This window comes from Plantibacter flavus, from assembly GCF_051487245.1.
GTDB lineage: Bacteria > Actinomycetota > Actinomycetes > Actinomycetales > Microbacteriaceae > Plantibacter > Plantibacter flavus_B.
Genome location: NZ_JAHVDH010000005.1, coordinates 406,060 through 425,076, shown reverse-complemented (window position 1 = coordinate 425,076; position 19,017 = coordinate 406,060). Strand labels below are relative to the sequence as shown.

Below are 19,017 nucleotides of genomic sequence, written 5' to 3'. Positions count from 1 at the left end.
CGCGCATCGCGGCCTCCCCCCGGTCTGTTCGCGGAACGGCCCCTCGGCGATCCCGATCACCCGTACCGCACATCCGACTCGTGACTAGATTGGGACCCATGAAGCTCCAGCTCCGCGGCATCACCAAACGGTTCGGCGCACTCACCGCCAACGACCACATCGACCTCACCGTCGAGCCGGGGGAGATCCACTGTCTCCTCGGCGAGAACGGTGCCGGCAAATCCACCCTCATGAACGTGCTCTACGGCCTGTATCAGGCCGATGAGGGCGAGATCCTCCTGGACGACGTCGTCCAGCACTTCCAAGGCCCCGGTGACGCCATGAGCGCCGGCATCGGCATGGTCCACCAGCACTTCATGCTCATCCCCGTCTTCACCGTCGCCGAGAACGTCATGCTCGGCCACGAGCAGACCAAGAGCGGTGGCCGACTCGACGTCGCGGCGGCCCGCAAGCTCGTCACCGAGATCTCCGAGCGCTTCGGATTCAGCCTCGACCCGGACGCCATCGTCGGCGATCTCCCCGTCGGGGTCCAACAGCGCGTCGAGATCGTCAAGGCGCTCTCCCGCAATGCCAACGTCCTCGTGTTCGATGAGCCCACCGCAGTGCTCACGCCGCAGGAGACGGATGAGCTGATGGCCATCATGAAGCAGCTGAAGGACGAGGGCACCTCGATCGTCTTCATCACCCACAAGCTGCGCGAGGTCCGCGAGGTCGCCGACCGCATCACCGTCATCCGCCTCGGGAAGGTCGTCGGTGAGGCGTCACCCACGGCGACGAACGCCGAACTCGCCTCCCTCATGGTCGGACGCCCCGTCGAGCTCACCGTCCACAAGGACGCGCCGAAGCTCGGTGAGGCCACGTTCGCGGTCCGTGACCTCTCGGTCATCGACCACCTCGGCCAGCTCGTCGTGAACGGCGTGAGCTTCGAGGTGCGCGAGGGCGAGGTGCTCGCCATCGCCGGTGTCCAGGGCAACGGGCAGACCGAGCTCACCGAGGCGATCCTCGGGCTGCAGCCGCACACGAAGGGCAGCATCCTCCTCGACGGCGTCGAACTCGTCGGCTCGACGCCTCGCAAGGTGCTCGACGCCGGGGTCGGGTTCGTCCCGGAGGACCGCTCGGAGGACGGTCTCGTGAAGCAGTTCACGATCGCCGAGAACCTCATGCTCGACCGCTCGACCGGTGCCCCGTTCGTGAAGGCGGGCAACGTGCAGCGGGGCTACCGCGACGACTTCGCACGCGAGAAGTCGAAGGAGTTCGACGTGCGCTCGCAGGGCATCGAGTCGCCGGCGGGTTCGCTGTCCGGAGGCAACCAGCAGAAGGTCGTGCTCGCCCGCGAACTCAGCCGCGATCTGCGGCTGTTCGTCGCGGCGCAGCCCACCCGCGGCATCGACGTCGGCTCGATCGAGTTCGTCCACAAGCGCATCGTCGCGACCCGCGACGCCGGTATCCCCGTCATCGTCGTGTCGACCGAGCTCGACGAGGTCGTCGCCCTCGCCGACCGCATCGCCGTGATGTACCGCGGCGGGATCGTCGGCATCGTCCCAGCATCGACCCCCAGAGAGGTCCTCGGCCTCATGATGGCCGGCGAACTCCCGGCAGGAGCAGCAGCATGAGTGACACCACCCACAACCCACCGGGGACGGTCGATCCGGTCGCACCGGGCGAGACGCCTCCCGACACGACTCAGCCGCGCTCCAACAAGGTGCTGGCCGAGATCCTCAACTCCAGCGTCGTCATCTCGATCCTCGCGGTCGTGCTCGCGATGGTCGCCGGTGCGATCCTCATCGCCCTGACCGACCCCAAGGTCCACGCGGCGGCCGGGTACTTCCTCGCCCGCCCGGGTGACACCATCGCGGCGGTCTGGCAGTCGGCGACGGGTGCGTACGGCGCACTGTTCCAGGGTGCGATCTACAACTTCAAGCGCCCCGACTTCCTGAACGGCATCCGTCCGCTCACCGAGACCCTGACGTTCGCGACCCCGCTGATCCTCGCCGGGCTCGGCGTGGGTCTCGCGTTCCGCGTCGGCATGTTCAACATCGGTGGCCGCGGCCAGATGCTCATCGCTGCCGCGTGCGCCGGCTGGGTCGGCTTCACGCTCGACCTGCCGCCCGTCGTGCACCTGCTCGTCGCGGTGGCGGCCGGCATCATCGGTGGTGCGTTCTGGGGCGGCATCGTCGGCGTCCTCAAGGCGAGGACGGGCGCGCACGAGGTGATCATCACGATCATGCTCAACTACGTCGCGTTCTACCTGATCACCTTCATGCTCTCGACGCAGGGTCTGCTGCAGGCTCCCGGTTCGAACGTGCCGAAGAGCGCTGCGATGGCACCGAACGCGGTGCTCCCGAAGCTCCTCGGCGACCGCTACAACCTGCACGCCGGCTTCCTGCTCGCGATCCTCGCCGTGGTCTTCGTGTGGTGGCTGTTCAGTCGCTCGTCGATCGGCTTCCGCTTCCGGGCCGTCGGCGAGAACCCGAACGCCGCTCGCGTCGCCGGTATCGACGTGAAGAACACCTACGTGTACGCCATGCTGCTCTCGGGCGGGCTCATCGGTCTCGCCGGTGTCTCGCAGGTGCTCGGCACGGTGACGTCCGGATTCGACAACGGCATCGACGCCGGTATCGGCTTCGACGCCATCACCGTCGCACTCCTCGGCCGGAGTCGGCCGGGCGGCATCCTCATCGCCGGCATCCTGTTCGGTGCCCTGAAGGCCGGTGGCTACTCCATGCAGGCGACGCAGGGCGTCAACGTGCCGATCGACATCGTGCTCGTGCTCCAGGCTCTCATCGTGCTGTTCATCGCGGCACCGCCGCTCGTGCGGGCGATCTTCTTCCTGCCGAAGCCCGACGGATCGCCACGCGTGTCGCGTCGCTCCGCGAAGAAGGAGGTGGCCGCGTGAGCACCATCACGACCGACCAGAACGCCCAGCCGGCAGCCGACGCCCCGATCGTCCTCGAGACGGTCGTCGTCCGCAGCTGGAAGGCACCGATCGCCTTCGGGATCTTCACCGTCATCGCCTTCCTGCTCTTCATCATCTGGCACCGCGACGGCAACAGCACCTTCCGGCTGTCGAGCGACGGCGACGTCATCCAGTTGCCGACGGTCGTCCTTCCGGCCACCGTCACCGGCATCGTCGTCACGATCCTGCTCGCGGGCGTCACCGCCCTGAGCGCCTACCTCGTCACCACGGGGAAGAAGGTCCCGCTCTGGCTCATCACCGTGTTCGGCGTCCTGTTCATGGTCGGCTTCCTGTCCTGGGCCGCAGCGGGCAAGGCGATTCCGATCACGGGCTTGCTGCTCGGCACCGTCGCACTCAGCGTGCCGCTGATCTTCGGTGCGCTCGGTGGTGTCATCTCCGAGCGGGTCGGCGTCGTGAACATCGCGATCGAGGGCCAGCTGCTCGCCGGCGCGTTCTCGAGCGCGTTCGTCGCGTCGCTCACCGGCAACGCCTTCCTGGGTCTGATCGCCGCGATGATCGCGGGCACGCTCGTGAGCTTCCTGCTCGCGGCGTTCTCGATCAAGTACCTGGTCGACCAGGTCATCGTCGGTGTCGTGTTGAACGTCCTCGTCGTCGGCCTCACGAGCTTCCTGTACTCGCAGGTCCTCACGAAGGACGAGGCGCTGTTCAACAGCCCGCCGAAGTTCCCGCGCCTCAACATCCCGATCCTGAGTGAGATCCCGATCATCGGCCCGGTCCTGTTCCGCCAGACGATCATCATCTACCTCATGTACATCGCGGTCGCCGTCGTGTTCTTCTGCCTGTTCTACACGCGCTGGGGGCTCCGCCTCCGCGCCGTGGGCGAGCATCCGCAGGCTGCAGACACCGTGGGCATCAACGTCAACCGCACGCGGTTCTGGAACGTCGCGCTCGCCGGTGCCATCGTCGGTCTCGGCGGTGCGTACTTCACCCTCGGCTCGGTCGGTGCGTTCAACAAGGAGATGACGGCCGGAGCAGGCTACATCGCCCTTGCGGCGGTCATCTTCGGGCGTTGGGATCCGCTGAAGGCGACCCTCGCGGCCCTGCTGTTCGGCTTCACACAGAACCTGCAGTTCGCGTTGAGCGCCATCGGCTCCCCGGTGCCGAGCGCGTTCATGCTGATGCTGCCGTACGTCGTCACGATCTTCGCGGTCGCGGGCCTCGTCGGCATCTCCAGGGGCCCGGCAGCCGCCGGCAAACCCTATGTGAAGGGCTGACGATGACCGACGCCACCCCCGCAGGGGACATCGACTGGGACGCGCTGCACGCCGCCGCCCGGGAGGCGATGGGACACGCCTACGTGCCCTACAGTCGCTTCCCCGTCGGCGCGGCTGCGCTCGTCGACGACGGCCGGATCATCTCCGGCTGCAACGTCGAGAACGCCAGCTACGGACTGACGCTGTGCGCAGAGTGCGCCCTCGTCTCCGCACTGCACATGACGGGAGGCGGGCGCCTCGTGGCGTTCGCCTGCGTCGATGGCAAGGGCGAGCGCCTCATGCCGTGCGGGCGCTGCCGACAACTGTTGTACGAACACTCGACGGCGGGCATGCTGCTCGACACCGTCTCCGGCATCCGCACCATCGACGAGGTCCTGCCGGACGCCTTCGGACCCCGTCAACTCGAGGAGTACCACGCATGAGCACCGTAGAGGCCTTCGACGTCGTCGACCTCATCCGCACGAAGCGCGACCGCGGCGAGCTGTCGACGCCGCAGATCGACTGGTTGATCGACGCCTTCACCCGCGGCTACGTCGCGGACGAGCAGATGTCCTCGCTCGCGATGGCCATCCTCCTGAACGGGATGGACCGACGCGAGATCCGCGACCTCACCCTCGCGATGATCGCGAGCGGCGAGCGCATGAGCTTCGCGTCCCTCGACAAGCCGACGTCCGACAAGCACTCCACGGGTGGGGTCGGCGACAAGATCACACTGCCGCTCGCGCCCCTCGTCGCGGTCTTCGGTGTCGCCGTCCCGCAGCTGTCCGGTCGTGGCCTCGGGCACACGGGCGGCACCCTCGACAAGCTGGAGAGCATTCCGGGTTGGCGCGCGGCACTCAGCAACGAGGAGATGATGGCGCAGCTGGCCGACGTCGGCGCCGTCATCTGCGCGGCCGGCTCAGGCCTCGCCCCGGCGGACAAGCGGCTGTACGCCCTCCGCGACACGACCGGGACCGTCGAAGCCATCCCGCTCATCGCGTCGAGCATCATGTCGAAGAAGATCGCGGAGGGCACCGGGGCGCTGGTGCTGGACGTGAAGTTCGGTTCCGGTGCGTTCATGCGGGAGTACGAGCGGGCCGAGGAGCTGGCACGGACGATGGTCGCCCTCGGGACCGATGCCGGGGTCGCCACGACCGCCCTCCTGACCGACATGAACGTGCCGCTCGGTCTCGCGATCGGCAACGCGAACGAGGTCCGGGAGTCGGTCGAGGTGCTGGCCGGTGGCGGTCCAGCCGACGTCGTCGAGCTCACCCTCGCGCTGGCGAAGGAGATGCTGGCGCTCGCCGGCCAGCCTGACGCCGACGTGGAGGCTGCGCTGAGCGACGGACGCGCGATGGACGTCTGGAAGCGGATGATCCGGGCGCAGGACGGCGACCCGGACGCTGCGCTCCCGGTCGCGAAGGAGACCCACACGGTCACCGCGTCGCGTGACGGTGTGCTCGCGACGCAGGAGGCGCTGCCCTTCGGCATCGCAGCGTGGCGCCTCGGCGCCGGCCGCGCCCGTCAGCAGGACCCGGTCATCCACGCAGCAGGCATCGACCTGCACGCGAAGCCCGGAGATCGAGTGACGGTCGGTCAGCCGCTGTTCACCCTGTCCGCCGACGACGAAGCCCGCTTCCCACGCGCCCTCGAGGCTCTGGAGGGCGCCTACTCGATCGCCGACGAGGCACCGGCCCGAGGCCCGCTCATCCGAGCCCGCATCGAGGCCTGAGTCCGCCCGTCGCCCCGTGTGGCCGTCCAGTCGCGCTCTGGACCGACACACGGGGCGAACGAGCGGGTCTGAGCCATGTCGCGAGGTGTGCGTGAGCGGTACAGTGAAGCTCGTGACCTCTGCAGACGAATCCCCCCTGTCCGGCATCGACTTCCGCGCACTGCCGAAGATCTCGCTCCACGACCACCTCGACGGTGGCGTGCGACCCGCGACGATCATCGAACTGGCCGAACCGCTCGGTGTCGAGGTCCCCGTCACCGACCCGGACGGACTCGCCGACTGGTTCTACGCGCAGTGCAACGCGGGGTCGCTCGTCGAATACCTGAAGACCTTCGACCTCACGATCGCCGTCATGCAGACCCACGAAGGACTCGTCCGGGTCGCTCGCGAGTTCGTTCAGGATCTTGCGGCCGACGGCGTCATCTACGGGGAGGTCCGGTGGGCGCCGGAACAGCACCTCACCCGCGGCCTGAGCCTCGACGCCGTCGTCGAGGCGGTGCAGGAGGGCATCGAACTCGGCATCCAGGACGCCTCGCACACGGGCTACGACATCCAGATCGGGCAGCTCGTGACCGCCATGCGTCATGCCGACCGGGGTCTCGAGATCGCCGAGCTCGCCGTTCGTCACCGCGAGAACGGGGTCGTCGGCTTCGACATCGCCGGCGCAGAGGCCGGCTTCCCGGCCAGCAAGCACCGCCTGGCCTTCGACTACCTCGCCGCTGAGCTCTTCCCCGTCACCGCGCACGCCGGTGAGGCCGATGGCATCGAATCCATCCGTGGGGCCCTGCTCGACGGCCGGGCACTGCGTCTCGGCCACGGTGTGCGCATCGCCGAGGACATCTTCATCGAGCGCGACGACGCCGAGTCGCTGTACGCCACGCTCGGTCCGGTCGCCGAATGGGTCCGCGACCGCAAGATCCCGCTCGAACTCAGCCCGCAGTCGAACCTGCAGACCGGTGCGATCGCCGCGTGGGGCACGGAGCTCGAGGACCACCCCTTCGACCTGCTGTACCAGCTGGACTTCGCGGTCACCGTGAACGTCGACAACCGGACGATGAGCGACACGAGCCTCACGAAGGAGCTGACCCTCCTCACCGAGGCCTTCGACTACGACCTCACCGACCTCGAGACCTTCCAGTTGAACGCCGCAGCCGCGTCGTTCCAGCCGCTGGAGATCCGCGAGGCGCTCGCCGACCGCATCACCGAGGCCTTCGATGAGGCACTCGGCGACGACGAGGACTGATCGCCGACCGGCGTGTGGTCGTGCGGGCCGAGGCCTGCACCACACACGCGCGGCGGGCGCTCAGCCTCGGGACGATACGCTTGATCCGGCCCACACCGGTCGTCAACCCCTCTGATTGAAGCGATGCCACTCCCAGAACTGTCCGCAGCCCGCGTCGGCCTTCGAGCTGAAGCGGCCGATTGGCGCGAAGCGATCCGCGCCGTCGGCACCCTCCTCACCGAGACCGGGGCGACCGAGGAGGGGTACACGCAGCGCATGATCGACGTGGTCGACGAGTTCGGAGCGTACGTCGTCATCGCACCAGGACTCGCTCTCGCGCACGCCAGGCCCGGCACGGACGTCCACCAGGACGCCCTCGCGGTCGTGACGCTTGCAGCGCCGGTGCGTTTCGGCCACCCGCACAACGACCCTGTGAGCATCGTGCTCGGCCTCGCCGTGACGACGTCGGAGTCGCACGTCGGCTGGGTGGCGGAGATCGCGAACGTCTTCAACGAGGAATCTGCGATCCCGCGACTCGCGGCCGCCACCAGCGTCGACGAGGTCCGGGCCGTGTTCGGCCTCACTGAGAACGAGGAGCCTGCATGAAGATCGTCGCCATCTGCGGCGCCGGCGTCGGTTCGTCCGCGATCCTCAAGCTGAACGCCGAGCGGGCGCTCGAACGACTCGACCTCGAGGCAGACGTGGTCGCGGGCGACATCGAGAGTCTGTCGACGACGGCCTCCGATGCCCAGGTGATCCTGACCTCGCCGGAGCTCGTGGACCGCATCGGGAAGACGTTCGCAGACATCGTCGTGATCGACAACTACTTCGACCTCACGGAGCTCACCGAGAAGCTCGAACGCGCCATCGGCTGACGCCGTTCGACGACCTCGGGGACCACGTCCGACCCTGTCATTCCCTCGGCCCGCCGAAGGGCGCCCGGCCGGACGCCCTTCGACCTGTCAGGACACGAGGGCCGTGAGTTCCTCCCGGAGAGCGGCGAGTCGCGCAGCGACTGTCGCGGCCCGCGCAGCGGCGTCGCCTTCGGACGACTGGACGTCGACGTACACCTTGAGCTTCGGCTCGGTCCCGCTCGGTCGGATCATGACGCGGGTGCCGTCGTCGAGCCAGAGGCGCAGGACGTCGCTCGGTGGGAGCGCCTCGAAGCCGTCGATCAGGTCGTCGATCCGGGTCACGGCCGCACCGGCCACCGTCGTCGGCGGCAGCTCACGGAGGCGTGCCATGACCGCACCGATCCGGCTCAGTTCCTCGTACCGGATCGAGATCTGGTCGCTGCCGAAGGATCCGAAGGTCTCCGCGAAGCGGTCGAGGAGCCCCGCGACGTCCTCACCCGCCTGCGCTGCGGCGGTCGCGAGGCCGAGGAACGCGACCGCGGCGGAGATGCCGTCCTTGTCACGGACCGTCCCGGGGTTCACCAGGTAGCCGAGGGCCTCCTCGAACCCGAAGACCATACCCGGCGCACGGGAGATCCACTTGAACCCGGTGAGCGTCTCCTGGAAACCGAGCCGGTGCGCCTCGGCGACCGTGCGGAGCGCCGGTGACGAGACGATCGAACAGGCGAGCACGCCCTCGGGCGCTGCGTCTCCCACAGCATCGGCTGAGGCCGCCTGGGCTGCGCGCCAGCCGAGGAGGAGTCCCACCTCGTTGCCGGTCAGTCGCCGGTATCCGGACGCCTCGGTGGAATCGGGGATAGCGATCGCGAGTCGGTCGGCGTCCGGGTCGTTGGCGATGATGATGTCCGCACCCGTCGTCCGCGCCGTGGCGAAGGCGAGGTCCAGCGCGCCGGGTTCCTCGGGGTTCGGGAAACTGACGGTCCGGAAGGTCGGGTCGGGTTCGATCTGCTCGGTGACGAGCTCCGGCGCCGGGTATCCGGCTGACTGCAGCACACGCTGCGTCGTCTCCCACCCGACGCCGTGCATCGCCGTGTAGACGACGCGCAGCTGGTCCCCAGCGGGGGCCGGCGCGACGGCGGCCGTGGCTGCGACGTACGCGTCGACGACGTCCTCACCGGCGACCTCGAAGGCGGTGCTGCGCGGCAGTTCCGGGGCGAGCGCGGAGACGGCGATCCGCTCGATGTGCGCAGCGATGGCGGCGTCGGCCGGTGAGACGATCTGGGAGCCGTGGTGCTCGCCGCCCAGGTACACCTTGTAGCCGTTGTCTGCTGGCGGATTGTGGCTCGCCGTGACCATGACCCCGGCGCTCGCGTCGAAGTACCGGACGGCGAACGCGAGGACCGGCGTGGGGAGGAGACGCGGCAACAGGATGGCGCGCACACCCGCACCGGCCATGAGTTCCGCGGTGTCCGTGGCGAACACGGCCGAGTTCTTCCGGCCGTCGTAGCCGATGACGACACTGGGGACGACGCCCGGTGCGGCCTGTTCGCGCAGGTACGCGGCGAGGCCGGCCGCGGCCTGCGACACGAGCACCCGGTTCATCCGGTTCGAGCCGGCCTCGATCCGGCCACGCAGGCCAGCGGTGCCGAACTGGAGACGCGTGTCGAAGCGGTCGTGCAGTTCGGCCGTCGCCACGGCGTCGCCCGCGTCGGCACGCGCGACGAGCGCTGCAAGCTCAGCGCGGGTCTCGGCGTCCGGGTCCTGGGCGAGCCAGGCGGAGGCCGTGGCGAGCAGCGTCTCCTCCCCGCTCACAGTGCGGCGACGATCTGTGCGAGGAGTTTGCTGATCACCGGCTCGGCGGCCTGGCCGGCCTCGATGACCTCGGCGTGGCTGAGCGGGGTCTTCTGGATGCCGGCGGCGAGGTTCGTGATGAGGGACATGCCGAGCACCTCCATGCCGGCCTGACGGGCGGCGATCGCCTCGAGGGCCGTGGACATGCCGACGATGTGTCCGCCGATGGCTTTCGCCATCTGCACCTCGGCGGGCGTCTCATAGTGCGGGCCGCGGAACTGCGTGTAGACGCCTTCGTCGAGCTCGGGGGCTACCTCGTGCGCGAGGTCGCGGAGCCGCTTCGCGTAGAGGTCGGTCAGGTCGATGAAGGTGGCGCCCTCGAGCGGCGAGTCGGCCGTGAGGTTGATGTGGTCGCTGATGAGGACGGGGGTGCCGGGGGTCCAGTGGTCCTTGATGCCCCCGGCGCCGTTGGTCAGCACCATCACGCTCGCGCCGGCGGCTGCCGCGGTGCGGACGCTGTGCACGACGCGGCGCACCCCGTGGTTCTCGTAGTAGTGCGTGCGGGCGCCGATGACGAGGGCGCGCTTGCCGCTCGGAAGGAGCACGGAGCGCAGCGTGCCGACGTGGCCTTCGAGTGCGGGCTTCGAGAAGCCGACGATCTCCGACGCGGGGATCGTGGCGGTCGTCTCTCCGATGAGGTCGGCCGCCTTGCCCCAGCCGCTGCCGAGCGTGAGCGCGATGTCGTGTCGGTCGACACCGGTCTTCTCGGCGATCTGGCCGGCGGCTTCGCGGGCGATCTCGAAGGGGTCGATGTCGGGCAGATCGAGTGGGTTCGCAGAGGTTTCGGACATGTTCTCACTCTAGACATCGGCGAGCGGGCTCCCCAACCGGGTGAACCCGCTCATCCGCGCAGGACGACGGTGGGGCAGACGCCTCCTGAGTTTGGTTCCGCCCCTGATCCCGCGCGAGAATGGACACATGGCCAACGAGTTCGAACGCAAGCAGCGAGTCGCGATCATCGGAGGCGGTCCAGGTGGATACGAAGCGGCGCTCGCCGGAGCTCAGCTCGGTGCGGACGTGACGCTCGTCGAGCGCTCCGGTGTGGGTGGCGCTGCCGTCATCACCGACGTCGTCCCCTCGAAGAGCCTCATCGCGACGGCCGACGCCGTCGGAGCCATCGGAGAGGCAGCGGACCTCGGCGTCCAGTTCTTCGTCCGCTCGGAAGCGACCGGCAAGCCGAGTCGTCCCGAGGTCGCCGTGAACCTGGCAGCGGTCAACAAGCGTCTCCTCGGCCTCGCCCGCCAGCAGTCGGAGGACATGCGCGCCGGGCTCATCCGTGCCGGTGTCCGGATCATCAACGGTCAGGGGCGTCTGGACGGCCCGAACGAGGTCGTCGTTTCCACCGACCTCACCGGAGGCACCGACTTCGACCGCATCGAGGCCGACACCATCGTCGTCTCCGTCGGCGCGAGTCCCCGTCAGCTCCCGTCCGCGTTGCCGGACGGCGAGCGGATCCTCACCTGGACCCAGCTCTACAACCTCACCTCGGTGCCGGAGCACCTCATCGTCGTCGGCTCGGGCGTGACCGGCGCCGAGTTCGCGTCGGCGTACACCGCGCTCGGCTCGAAGGTCACCCTCATCTCCAGCCGCGACCAGGTCCTGCCCGGCGAGGACGCTGACGCGGCCGCCGTCATCGAGAACGTCTTCAAGCGCAACGGCATGACCGTGCTGTCGACGTCGCGAGCCGACTCGGTGACGCGCACGGAGCACGGCGTCGTCGCGACGCTGTCGGACGGACGGACGGTCGAAGGCTCGCACTGCCTCATGGCGGTCGGGTCCATCCCGAACACCGCGGGCATCGGGCTCGAGGAAGCCGGCGTGCAGCTGACCGACTCCGGCCACATCCGCGTGAACCGTGTGGCTCGGACGAGCGTCCCCAACATCTACGCTGCGGGCGACTGCACGACCTTCATGCCGCTCGCCTCCGTGGCATCGATGCAGGGGCGCACCTCGATGCTGCACGCGATGGGTGACGCGGTGAACCCCACGGAGATCCGGAACGTCGCGGCGAACATCTTCACCCAGCCGGAGATCGCCACCGTCGGCTGGACCCAGAAGCAGATCGAGGACGGCATCGCGCAGGGCGAGATCTACAAGCTGCCGCTCGCGCAGAACCCGCGCGCGAAGATGATGGGTATCAAGGACGGCTTCGTGAAACTCTTCGCCCGGACCGGCAGCGGTACGGTCATCGGCGGGGTCATCGTCGCGCCGAAGGCCAGCGAGCTGATCTTCCCGCTCGCTCTGGCCGTGGAGCAGCGCTTGAACGTCGACCAGGTCGCGCGGGCCTTCACCGTCTATCCCTCGCTCACCGGTTCGATCACCGACGCTGCGCGAGCAATGCACATCGTCCAGTAACGGATACTGATCAGAATTCAGGGAACATCTCGCCCAGAGGTCTGACACGCCGCGCGTTCGAGCGAGAATCGGACATTCGCGGGCTCGGAACGACGAATGCCCTGAATTGTGAACGCGCTCCACAGGGGATGGTGCGGGGCAATCTATCGCTGGGAAGCAGATTCGGGCGAGCCGGCGGAGACGCAGGCACAACGCTCGAAGCATGCTCAGGATCGTGCATGTCATCGAACGGCTCGGCGGAATCGCGACGCGACGTCAGTTGTTGATCGCTGGGTTCACCGGTCGCGACCTGACAGCGTCCGTGCGAGGTGGTGCCATCACGCGGGTTCGGCAGGGCTACTACGCCGTTCCGAGCACTCCTCGGTGGTCCATCGTCGCGGTGCGCGTCGGAGGCGCCGTCGGGTGCCTCACCGCTGCACGGACATACGGGTTCTGGGACGGCATGGATTCGCGCGTGCACGTGTCGGTGCCACATCTCGCGAGCAGGTTGCGTACACGAAAGTCCGCGTTGGGATTCCGAGAGGCGCTCGAGGCCGACGTGTTCCCGGATCCGGTCGTGCTCCACTGGACGGGGGTCCCGCGGCCCGCGGTCGCGGGGCCAGAGACCTGGCGTGTGAGTGCAGCTGAGGCGCTGCGCCAGGTCATGCACTGCGCAGACGAGGAGCACGCGATCGCCTGCTGGGAGACCGCGTTGTCGTCCGGCATGGTGTCGTCTCCGGCCCTCGCACGGATCGCCGCCATGCTGCCTGCGCACCTGCAGTCTCGAGCTGGGACGGTTCGCCCGGGCGCCGAATCCGGCCCGGAGTCGCTCGTCGGCCAGCGCCTCGTCCGGGCTGGCATCGCGGTCCGCCGGCAGGTGGCGTTCGCCGGCGTCGGACGCGTCGACCTTCTCGTCGGTGAGCGCGTCGTCATCGAGGTCGACGGATTCGCCTATCACTCGGATCCCGCTCGATTTGAAGCCGATCGCCGACGGGATGCGCTGCTGACCGCGAGCGGTCACGTGGTGATCAGGCTCTCGTTCCGACAGGTCATGTTCGACTGGCCGTTTTGCGAGCGTGTCATCCGACAAACGCTCGATATGCACTGAGCTGCGTGCTGCTCAGAATTCAGGGAATGCTGACGTTCTATCGGCACGATGTCCGAAAATCGCTAGAAAGACGGTGCTGGGAACGTGCGCCGCCGCAGCTTCCCTGAATTCTGGACAGGTCACTGAGGGCGGGTTGCCAGGACGATGCGTGCCACCGCCACCCGGGAGCGCACGCCCCAGGCGTCGAAGATGGCACTGAGGTGCTTCTCGACCGTCTTCCGGGAGATGCCGAGAGTCGCTGCGATCTCGTCGTTGGACAGCCCGTCGGCCACGAGCTCGGCGATGTCGTGTTGTCTGGGCGTGAGTTTCGCCGTCGGGATGGGGCCGGTGGCCCGCGGCAGGGTCGCCGGGAGCTTCGACGGCAGCTGGCGTCGCGACACGATGCCGAAGGCGGCGAGCACCCGAGTGAGGTGGGCATCGACCGTGCGCGATGACAACTGGAGGATCGCGGCGACCTGCGCCGTCGAATTGCCCTCAGCCGACAGCAGCGCGACCTCCCGTTCGCGAGGCGACAGGGCGTCCCAACCGGAGCCTGGCGTCGGCGGCAGACGACGACCGATGGCCTTCAGCTCCCGCGCGGCAGACCTGGTCGCCGCCGTGTGCCCGTCACGTCCGGCCTGATCGGCCAGTGCCGCCAGCTCACGGACAGCCTGCCCACGATCTGACATCGCGATGAGCGCCCGGGTGGCGAGGATCTCGGCGATCCCGGCCTCGAGCATGCGACCATCGGCGAGCGCCCGTTCGTTCGCGGTCCGGGCCGCCGTCAGCGAGGCTGCAGCGTCGCCACGGAGGAGTTCGAGTTTGCACCGCATGCGCAGGATCGTGGGGCCGGGGACACGGCGGTCGACGTCGGCGTCGATGAAGCCGATGAGACGCTCGATCTCCACGATGTCCCCGTCGAGCGCAGCGCTCGCGACGAGGAGTTCGATCGCGAGTGCACGATCCTGCACGCTCAGCCCACTGAAGTCGTCGCCTGCGGCGCTTCGAGCGAGGGCAGCCGCCCCGTGGTCGTCCGCAAGGGCTGCGAGGCCGAATCCGACGAGCAGGTAGCAGGCCGTCTCGAAGGCGCCGGTCGGATTCGGAACGGCCTTCCGCACCTTGCGGGCGAGTGCGCGCGTCGCGCCCTGCTCGGCACGGTTCCCGGCGACGAGGCAGCGGACAGCCTCGGCATACAGCGCCGTCGGACCGGTCGAGGCCCGCTCGAACATGGCGACGGCGACCACCTCGGCTTCGGACAGGCGGCCCTCCTGCACCAGGAGTCGTGCGATCACGCCGTCGACGAGGTTGCGGAACAGGCGGTCGGGTGCAGTGGCGAGCGCCGATGCGAACCGGTCGGCGAAGCTCCTGGCGAGCGCGACGAGGGCGTTGACGACGGCGCCCTCGATGAGGAGGTACCCGACCAGCCATGCGATGCCCGGGTCGATCGCCGGTTCGTCGGCGAGGATCGTCGCCGCTTCCTGCAGGCACCCGTCGAGGTCGGAGCTGGAGGCCCGATCGGAACCGAGGGCGAGTCCGGCTGCCCCGAGGACGAGGAGTCGCGTGGTCGGGTCGGCGTCGATGGAACGGGCGACCGCATCGCTCGCGTCGCCGCGGGAGAGCGCGAAGTCCGCGCGGGTGTATCGCACGTAGGAGCGGAGCGCGAGGAGCGACGGATCGGTCGTGACGCCCGGTGCGGCCTCGAGGACCGCCAGGGCACCCTCGGTGTCGAAGCTTGCGACGCAGTCCAACGCGTCCTCGATGGTGTGTCGGGTGTGCACGTGCTCAGCGTACCTCCGCACCGTGCAGCGGTGCCGCTCGGTGGACGCAGCCGGAACGCGCATCGCCCCCTCGGCGACACGGCCAGGGGGCGACACGGGTGGCGCAGGGGCTGGTCAGCTGATGGTGAGCAGCTGGTGGCCGGAGGAAACCGTCGCGCCCACGGTGGCATCGATGGACCCCACCGTGCCGTCCTTGTGAGCGGTGATCGGCTGCTCCATCTTCATGGCTTCGAGCACGACGACGAGGTCGCCCTTGACGACCTGCTCGCCCTCGGCGACGGCAAGCTTCACGATCGTCGCCTGCATGGGGGCGGTGACGGAGTCGCCAGTCGCACCGGAGACGACGGCGGAACCGCCGCGACGGTGCGGTGCCGGTGCGGCTGCAGGGGCGCCGACGCCGAACCCGATCTGTCCGCCCGGAAGACTGACCTCGAGGCGCTTGCCGCCGACCTCGACGACGACGGTCGAGCGGGCGGCCGGTGCCTGCTGGGCCTCGATGGATCCGTCCCACGCCGGGATGTCGTTGACGAACTCCGTCTCGATCCACCGTGTGTAGATGCCGAACGTGCCGTCCTCGGCTGTGAACGCGGGGTCGCGGACGATCTTGCGGTGGAAGGGGATGACCGTGGGGAGGCCCGCGACATCGAACTCGTCGAGTGCGCGTCGGCTGCGCTCGAGCGCCTCCTCGCGGGTGCGGCCGGTGACGATGAGCTTGCCGAGGAGGGAGTCGAACGCGCCGGAGATGGTGTCTCCAGCGGTCACACCGGAGTCGAGACGGACGCCAGGCCCACCGAATGTCTTGAAGACGTGGATGGGGCCGGGCTGGGGGAGGAAACCACGACCCGGATCCTCGCCGTTGATGCGGAACTCGAAGGAGTGGCCGGTGGGCTTCGGGTCGTCGTAATCGAGGACGCCGCCCTCGGCGAGCCGGAACTGCTCGCGGACGAGGTCGATGCCCGTGATCTCCTCGGAGACGGGGTGCTCGACCTGCAGACGCGTGTTCACCTCGAGGAAGGAGACCGTGCCGTCCTTGCCGATGAGGAATTCGCAGGTGCCGGCGCCGAGGTAGCCGACCTCCTTCAGGATGGCCTTCGACGCCCGGTAGAGCTCGGTGTTCTGCTCGTCGGTGAGGAACGGAGCAGGTGCCTCTTCGACGAGCTTCTGGTGACGACGCTGGAGCGAGCAGTCGCGGGTGGAGACGACGACGACGTTCCCGTGGGCGTCGGCGAGGCACTGCGTCTCGACGTGGCGCGGCTGGTCGAGGTACTTCTCGACGAAGCACTCGCCGCGACCGAACGCCGCGATCGCCTCTCGGGTGGCCGATTCGAAGAGCTCTGCGACCTCTCCGCGTTCGCGGGCGACCTTGAGACCGCGTCCGCCGCCGCCGAACGCCGCCTTGATGGCGACGGGCAGCCCGTGGATGTCGACGAAGTCGAGGACCTCGTCGGCTCCGGAGACCGGGTTCAGCGTGCCGGGCGCGAGGGGAGCGCCGACCTTCTCGGCGACGTGGCGAGCCGACACCTTGTCTCCGAGGCGCTCGATGGCTTCGGGGGAGGGGCCGATCCAGATGAGCCCGGCGCCTGCGACGGCGCGGGCGAAGTCGGCGTTCTCGGCGAGGAAGCCGTATCCGGGGTGGACGGCGTCCGCGCCCGAGCGGCGCGCGATGGACAGCAGCTTGTCGATGACGAGGTACGTCTCAGCGCTCGTGGTGCCGTCCAATGCGTACGCCTCGTCGGCGAGGCGGGCATGCATGGCGTCGCGATCCTGGTCCGCGTAGACGGCGACGGAGGCGATCCCGCTGTCTCGTGCGGCGCGGATGACGCGGACGGCGATCTCGCCACGGTTGGCGATGAGGACCTTGGTTATACGTGGCACAGTCGAAGAGCCTACCTGCAGCGGGCAAGCTCCCTTTGGTTCACACCCACAAAAAAGCCGGATGAACGACGTGCGAGCTCTACAACTGCCGCGGAATCACAGGGCACCAGGGCGGTTGCGCAGCTCGTGCCAGTCGTGGCCCAGGGTGCGGACCAGGCGGCGCAGCGTCGGGAGGGAGAGTCCGACGACCGTGGACGGATCGCCGACGATGCGCGTGATGAACGCGGCGCCGAGGCTGTCGATCGTGAACGCACCGGCGACGAAGAGCGGCTCCCCGGACGCGACGTAGGCGTCGATCTCATCGTCCTCGAGATCGTCGGCGAAGGACACCTCCGCGGTGGCGACGGCGCCGATGCCCACCGGGGTCGGGCCGGTGCAGTCGATGAGCCAGTGGCCGGAGCAGAGCGTGCCGGTGCGGCCTCGTTGGGCGTGCCAGCGCGCGCGGGCCCGCTCGGCGGTGTGCGGCTTGCCGTGGACCACGCCGTCCAGCACGAAGACCGAGTCGCCGCCGAGGATGAGGTCCACCGTCTCACCGCGCTCGTGCACGACTGCCAGCGAGGCCTCCGCCTTCGCCCGAGCCAGCAGGGCGACGACCTCCTCGGGAGACAGCGGTGCTCCAGCGGAGGCGGCAGCGTCGGCGACCACCTGGTCCTCGTCGACCGACGACGGGACGATGACCGGCTCGATGCCGCTGGAGCGCAGCAGGGCGAGCCTGGCGGGGGAGGTGGAGGCGAGGGTGAGGCGCACGGCCGCTCCTTCCGGGACGGACGGTGCACTCCCAGTCGCCGCCCGTGTGACATGCTCGACGCATGAGCACGACGACGACACGCACCGTGGAACTGGACATCACCAACGTAGCCCACGGGGGTGTCTTCGTCGCGAGACTCGAAGGCCGGGTGGTGTTCGTCCCCGACACCCTCCCCGGGGAGCGGGTCCGCGCGCGCATCGTCGACGAGAACGAGAAGCGGTTCTGGCGGGCGGAGGCGGTCGAGGTCCTCACCGCCTCCGAGCACCGCCAGCCGCACGTCTGGGCTGAGGCCGGCATCGACCGCTCCCCGGAGGAGCGGGCGGGCGGCGCCGAGTTCGGACACATCGATCTCGCTCACCAGCGTGCGCTGAAGCACCAGGTGCTCGCCGAGGGCCTCGAGCGGTTCGCCGGCGTCTCACCCGAGTTCACGGTCGCACCGGTCGAGGGGGAGACGGCAGACGGCACCCGCTGGCGCACGCGCGTCTCGTTGCACATCGACCAGCACGGCAACGTCGGCCCCTACGCCGCGCGGTCCCACAACGTCGTCCCCGTCACCGACCTCCCGCTCGCCACCGAGGAGGTCGCCGCCGCCGCGCAGCTCGGCGAGCTGCCCTACCAGGCGACCGCGATCGACATCGTCCAGCCCTCGTCCGGCGGTGTCCGCGTCCTGGCGCGCACCGACGAGGCCGGCGGAGGAGACCGTCGTCGTGGTGGACGTCGTCGCGGCGGACCGAAGCCGGTGCGACCGGCTGCCGACCCCATCCGCGAGATGGTCGGTGGTCGCGAGTTCATCGTCGACGCGAACGGCTTCTGGCAGGTGCACCGTCAGGCGGCGACCACCCTCCAGCAGGCCGTCTCCCGCGCCATCGACGACGCGCTCTTCGACCCCCGCGCAGCGAACCTCGACCTCTACGGAGGCGTCGGCCTCCTCGCGGCCGGCATCGGCGACCAGTTCGGCCCCACGACGCGCATCACGACCGTGGAGAGCGACGAGCGCGCCACCGAGTACGCGGGTGAGAACCTGGCCGAGTGGGTCGGCGCGCAGGCGGTGACCGCGAAGGTCGACGCATTCCTCCGCGCGGAGATCGCCTCGGGCAGCCGGGTCGAGCGTTCGCGCTACGCCGCGGCCACCGTGGTCCTCGACCCGCCGCGTTCGGGCGCAGGCGCCGAGGTCGTCGCCATGCTCGGTGAACTGCGACCCGCATCCATCGTCTACGTCGCATGCGACCCGATCGCGCTCTCCCGCGACGTCGCCCTCCTCTCCGAGCAGGGCTACGAGCTCGACAACCTCGCGGCGTACGACCTGTTCCCGAACACGCACCACCTCGAGGCCGTGGCCGCGTTCACCCGTTCCGCCTGATCGGCG

At 69.0% G+C, this 19,017-nt stretch carries 16 protein-coding genes; 11 read left to right on the top strand and 5 right to left on the bottom strand.

Annotation, left to right across the window (positions count from 1 at the left end; genetic code table 11):
* Positions 1 to 98: 98 nt before the first annotated feature.
* The 8 genes from KXS11_RS14905 to KXS11_RS14870 all read left to right on the top strand — a co-directional run bounded on the left by KXS11_RS14905 (position 99) and on the right by KXS11_RS14870 (position 7,999).
* A complete protein-coding gene (locus KXS11_RS14905; protein ID WP_437386391.1) occupies positions 99 to 1,613 on the top strand; it encodes an ABC transporter ATP-binding protein in 1,515 nt (504 codons plus the stop codon).
* Positions 1,610 to 2,896, top strand: coding sequence for an ABC transporter permease (locus KXS11_RS14900; protein ID WP_437386390.1), 1,287 nt, complete (start codon positions 1,610 to 1,612; stop codon positions 2,894 to 2,896). The genes KXS11_RS14905 and KXS11_RS14900 overlap by 4 nt, the downstream gene beginning before the upstream one ends.
* 5 nt (positions 2,897 to 2,901) lie before the next feature.
* Positions 2,902 to 4,191 (top strand): ABC transporter permease, encoded by a 1,290-nt coding sequence (locus tag KXS11_RS14895; protein ID WP_437386514.1) that lies wholly within the window; start codon positions 2,902 to 2,904, stop codon positions 4,189 to 4,191.
* 2 nt (positions 4,192 to 4,193) lie between these two features.
* Complete coding sequence (locus KXS11_RS14890; protein WP_437386389.1) at positions 4,194 to 4,613, top strand: cytidine deaminase; 420 nt, start codon at positions 4,194 to 4,196, stop codon at positions 4,611 to 4,613.
* The gene (locus KXS11_RS14885; RefSeq protein ID WP_437386388.1) at positions 4,610 to 5,902 is read left to right on the top strand and encodes a thymidine phosphorylase; all 1,293 of its coding nucleotides are present in this window, start codon (positions 4,610 to 4,612) and stop codon (positions 5,900 to 5,902) included. The genes KXS11_RS14890 and KXS11_RS14885 overlap by 4 nt, the downstream gene beginning before the upstream one ends.
* Positions 5,903 to 6,014: 112 nt before the next feature.
* A complete protein-coding gene (locus tag KXS11_RS14880) occupies positions 6,015 to 7,145 on the top strand; it encodes an adenosine deaminase (RefSeq protein WP_437386387.1) in 1,131 nt (376 codons plus the stop codon).
* 123 nt (positions 7,146 to 7,268) lie between these two features.
* Positions 7,269 to 7,730: a PTS sugar transporter subunit IIA gene (locus KXS11_RS14875; RefSeq protein WP_437386386.1), complete on the top strand. Its 462-nt coding sequence runs from the start codon at positions 7,269 to 7,271 to the stop codon at positions 7,728 to 7,730.
* Positions 7,727 to 7,999, top strand: a complete 273-nt coding sequence (locus tag KXS11_RS14870; protein WP_437386385.1) for a PTS sugar transporter subunit IIB — start codon at positions 7,727 to 7,729, stop codon at positions 7,997 to 7,999. The genes KXS11_RS14875 and KXS11_RS14870 overlap by 4 nt, the downstream gene beginning before the upstream one ends.
* An 87-nt stretch (positions 8,000 to 8,086) precedes the next feature.
* Here KXS11_RS14870 and KXS11_RS14865 read toward each other — a convergent pair whose 3' ends face one another.
* Positions 8,087 to 9,790, bottom strand: a complete 1,704-nt coding sequence (locus tag KXS11_RS14865; protein WP_437386384.1) for a phospho-sugar mutase — start codon at positions 9,788 to 9,790, stop codon at positions 8,087 to 8,089.
* Positions 9,787 to 10,620, bottom strand: coding sequence for a purine-nucleoside phosphorylase (locus KXS11_RS14860; RefSeq protein WP_437386383.1), 834 nt, complete (start codon positions 10,618 to 10,620; stop codon positions 9,787 to 9,789). The genes KXS11_RS14865 and KXS11_RS14860 overlap by 4 nt, the downstream gene beginning before the upstream one ends.
* Before the next feature lie 127 nt (positions 10,621 to 10,747).
* Between KXS11_RS14860 and KXS11_RS14855 the strand changes: the two genes are divergently transcribed.
* Together KXS11_RS14855 and KXS11_RS14850 are read left to right on the top strand one after the other, a co-directional pair.
* Positions 10,748 to 12,184 carry an NAD(P)H-quinone dehydrogenase gene (locus tag KXS11_RS14855; protein WP_437386382.1) on the top strand — a complete coding sequence of 479 codons (1,437 nt, stop codon included), beginning with the start codon at positions 10,748 to 10,750 and terminating at the stop codon, positions 12,182 to 12,184.
* Between the two features lie 202 nt (positions 12,185 to 12,386).
* Positions 12,387 to 13,271, top strand: coding sequence for a DUF559 domain-containing protein (locus KXS11_RS14850; RefSeq protein WP_437386381.1), 885 nt, complete (start codon positions 12,387 to 12,389; stop codon positions 13,269 to 13,271).
* Positions 13,272 to 13,390: 119 nt separating this feature from the next.
* On the opposite strand, the gene KXS11_RS14845 is transcribed toward KXS11_RS14850, so the two are convergent.
* The 3 genes from KXS11_RS14845 to KXS11_RS14835 form a co-directional block, all read right to left on the bottom strand.
* On the bottom strand, positions 13,391 to 15,028 hold the full coding sequence (locus tag KXS11_RS14845) for a LuxR C-terminal-related transcriptional regulator (protein ID WP_437386380.1): 1,638 nt from the start codon (positions 15,026 to 15,028) through the stop codon (positions 13,391 to 13,393).
* A 114-nt stretch (positions 15,029 to 15,142) separates the two neighbouring features.
* Positions 15,143 to 16,903 carry an acetyl/propionyl/methylcrotonyl-CoA carboxylase subunit alpha gene (locus tag KXS11_RS14840; RefSeq protein ID WP_437386379.1) on the bottom strand — a complete coding sequence of 587 codons (1,761 nt, stop codon included), beginning with the start codon at positions 16,901 to 16,903 and terminating at the stop codon, positions 15,143 to 15,145.
* Between the two features lie 96 nt (positions 16,904 to 16,999).
* Positions 17,000 to 17,650, bottom strand: coding sequence for a Maf family protein (locus KXS11_RS14835; RefSeq protein ID WP_437386378.1), 651 nt, complete (start codon positions 17,648 to 17,650; stop codon positions 17,000 to 17,002).
* A gap of 62 nt (positions 17,651 to 17,712) precedes the next feature.
* Between KXS11_RS14835 and KXS11_RS14830 the strand changes: the two genes are divergently transcribed.
* Positions 17,713 to 19,011 carry a class I SAM-dependent RNA methyltransferase gene (locus KXS11_RS14830; protein ID WP_437386377.1) on the top strand — a complete coding sequence of 433 codons (1,299 nt, stop codon included), beginning with the start codon at positions 17,713 to 17,715 and terminating at the stop codon, positions 19,009 to 19,011.
* Positions 19,012 to 19,017: the final 6 nt, after the last annotated feature.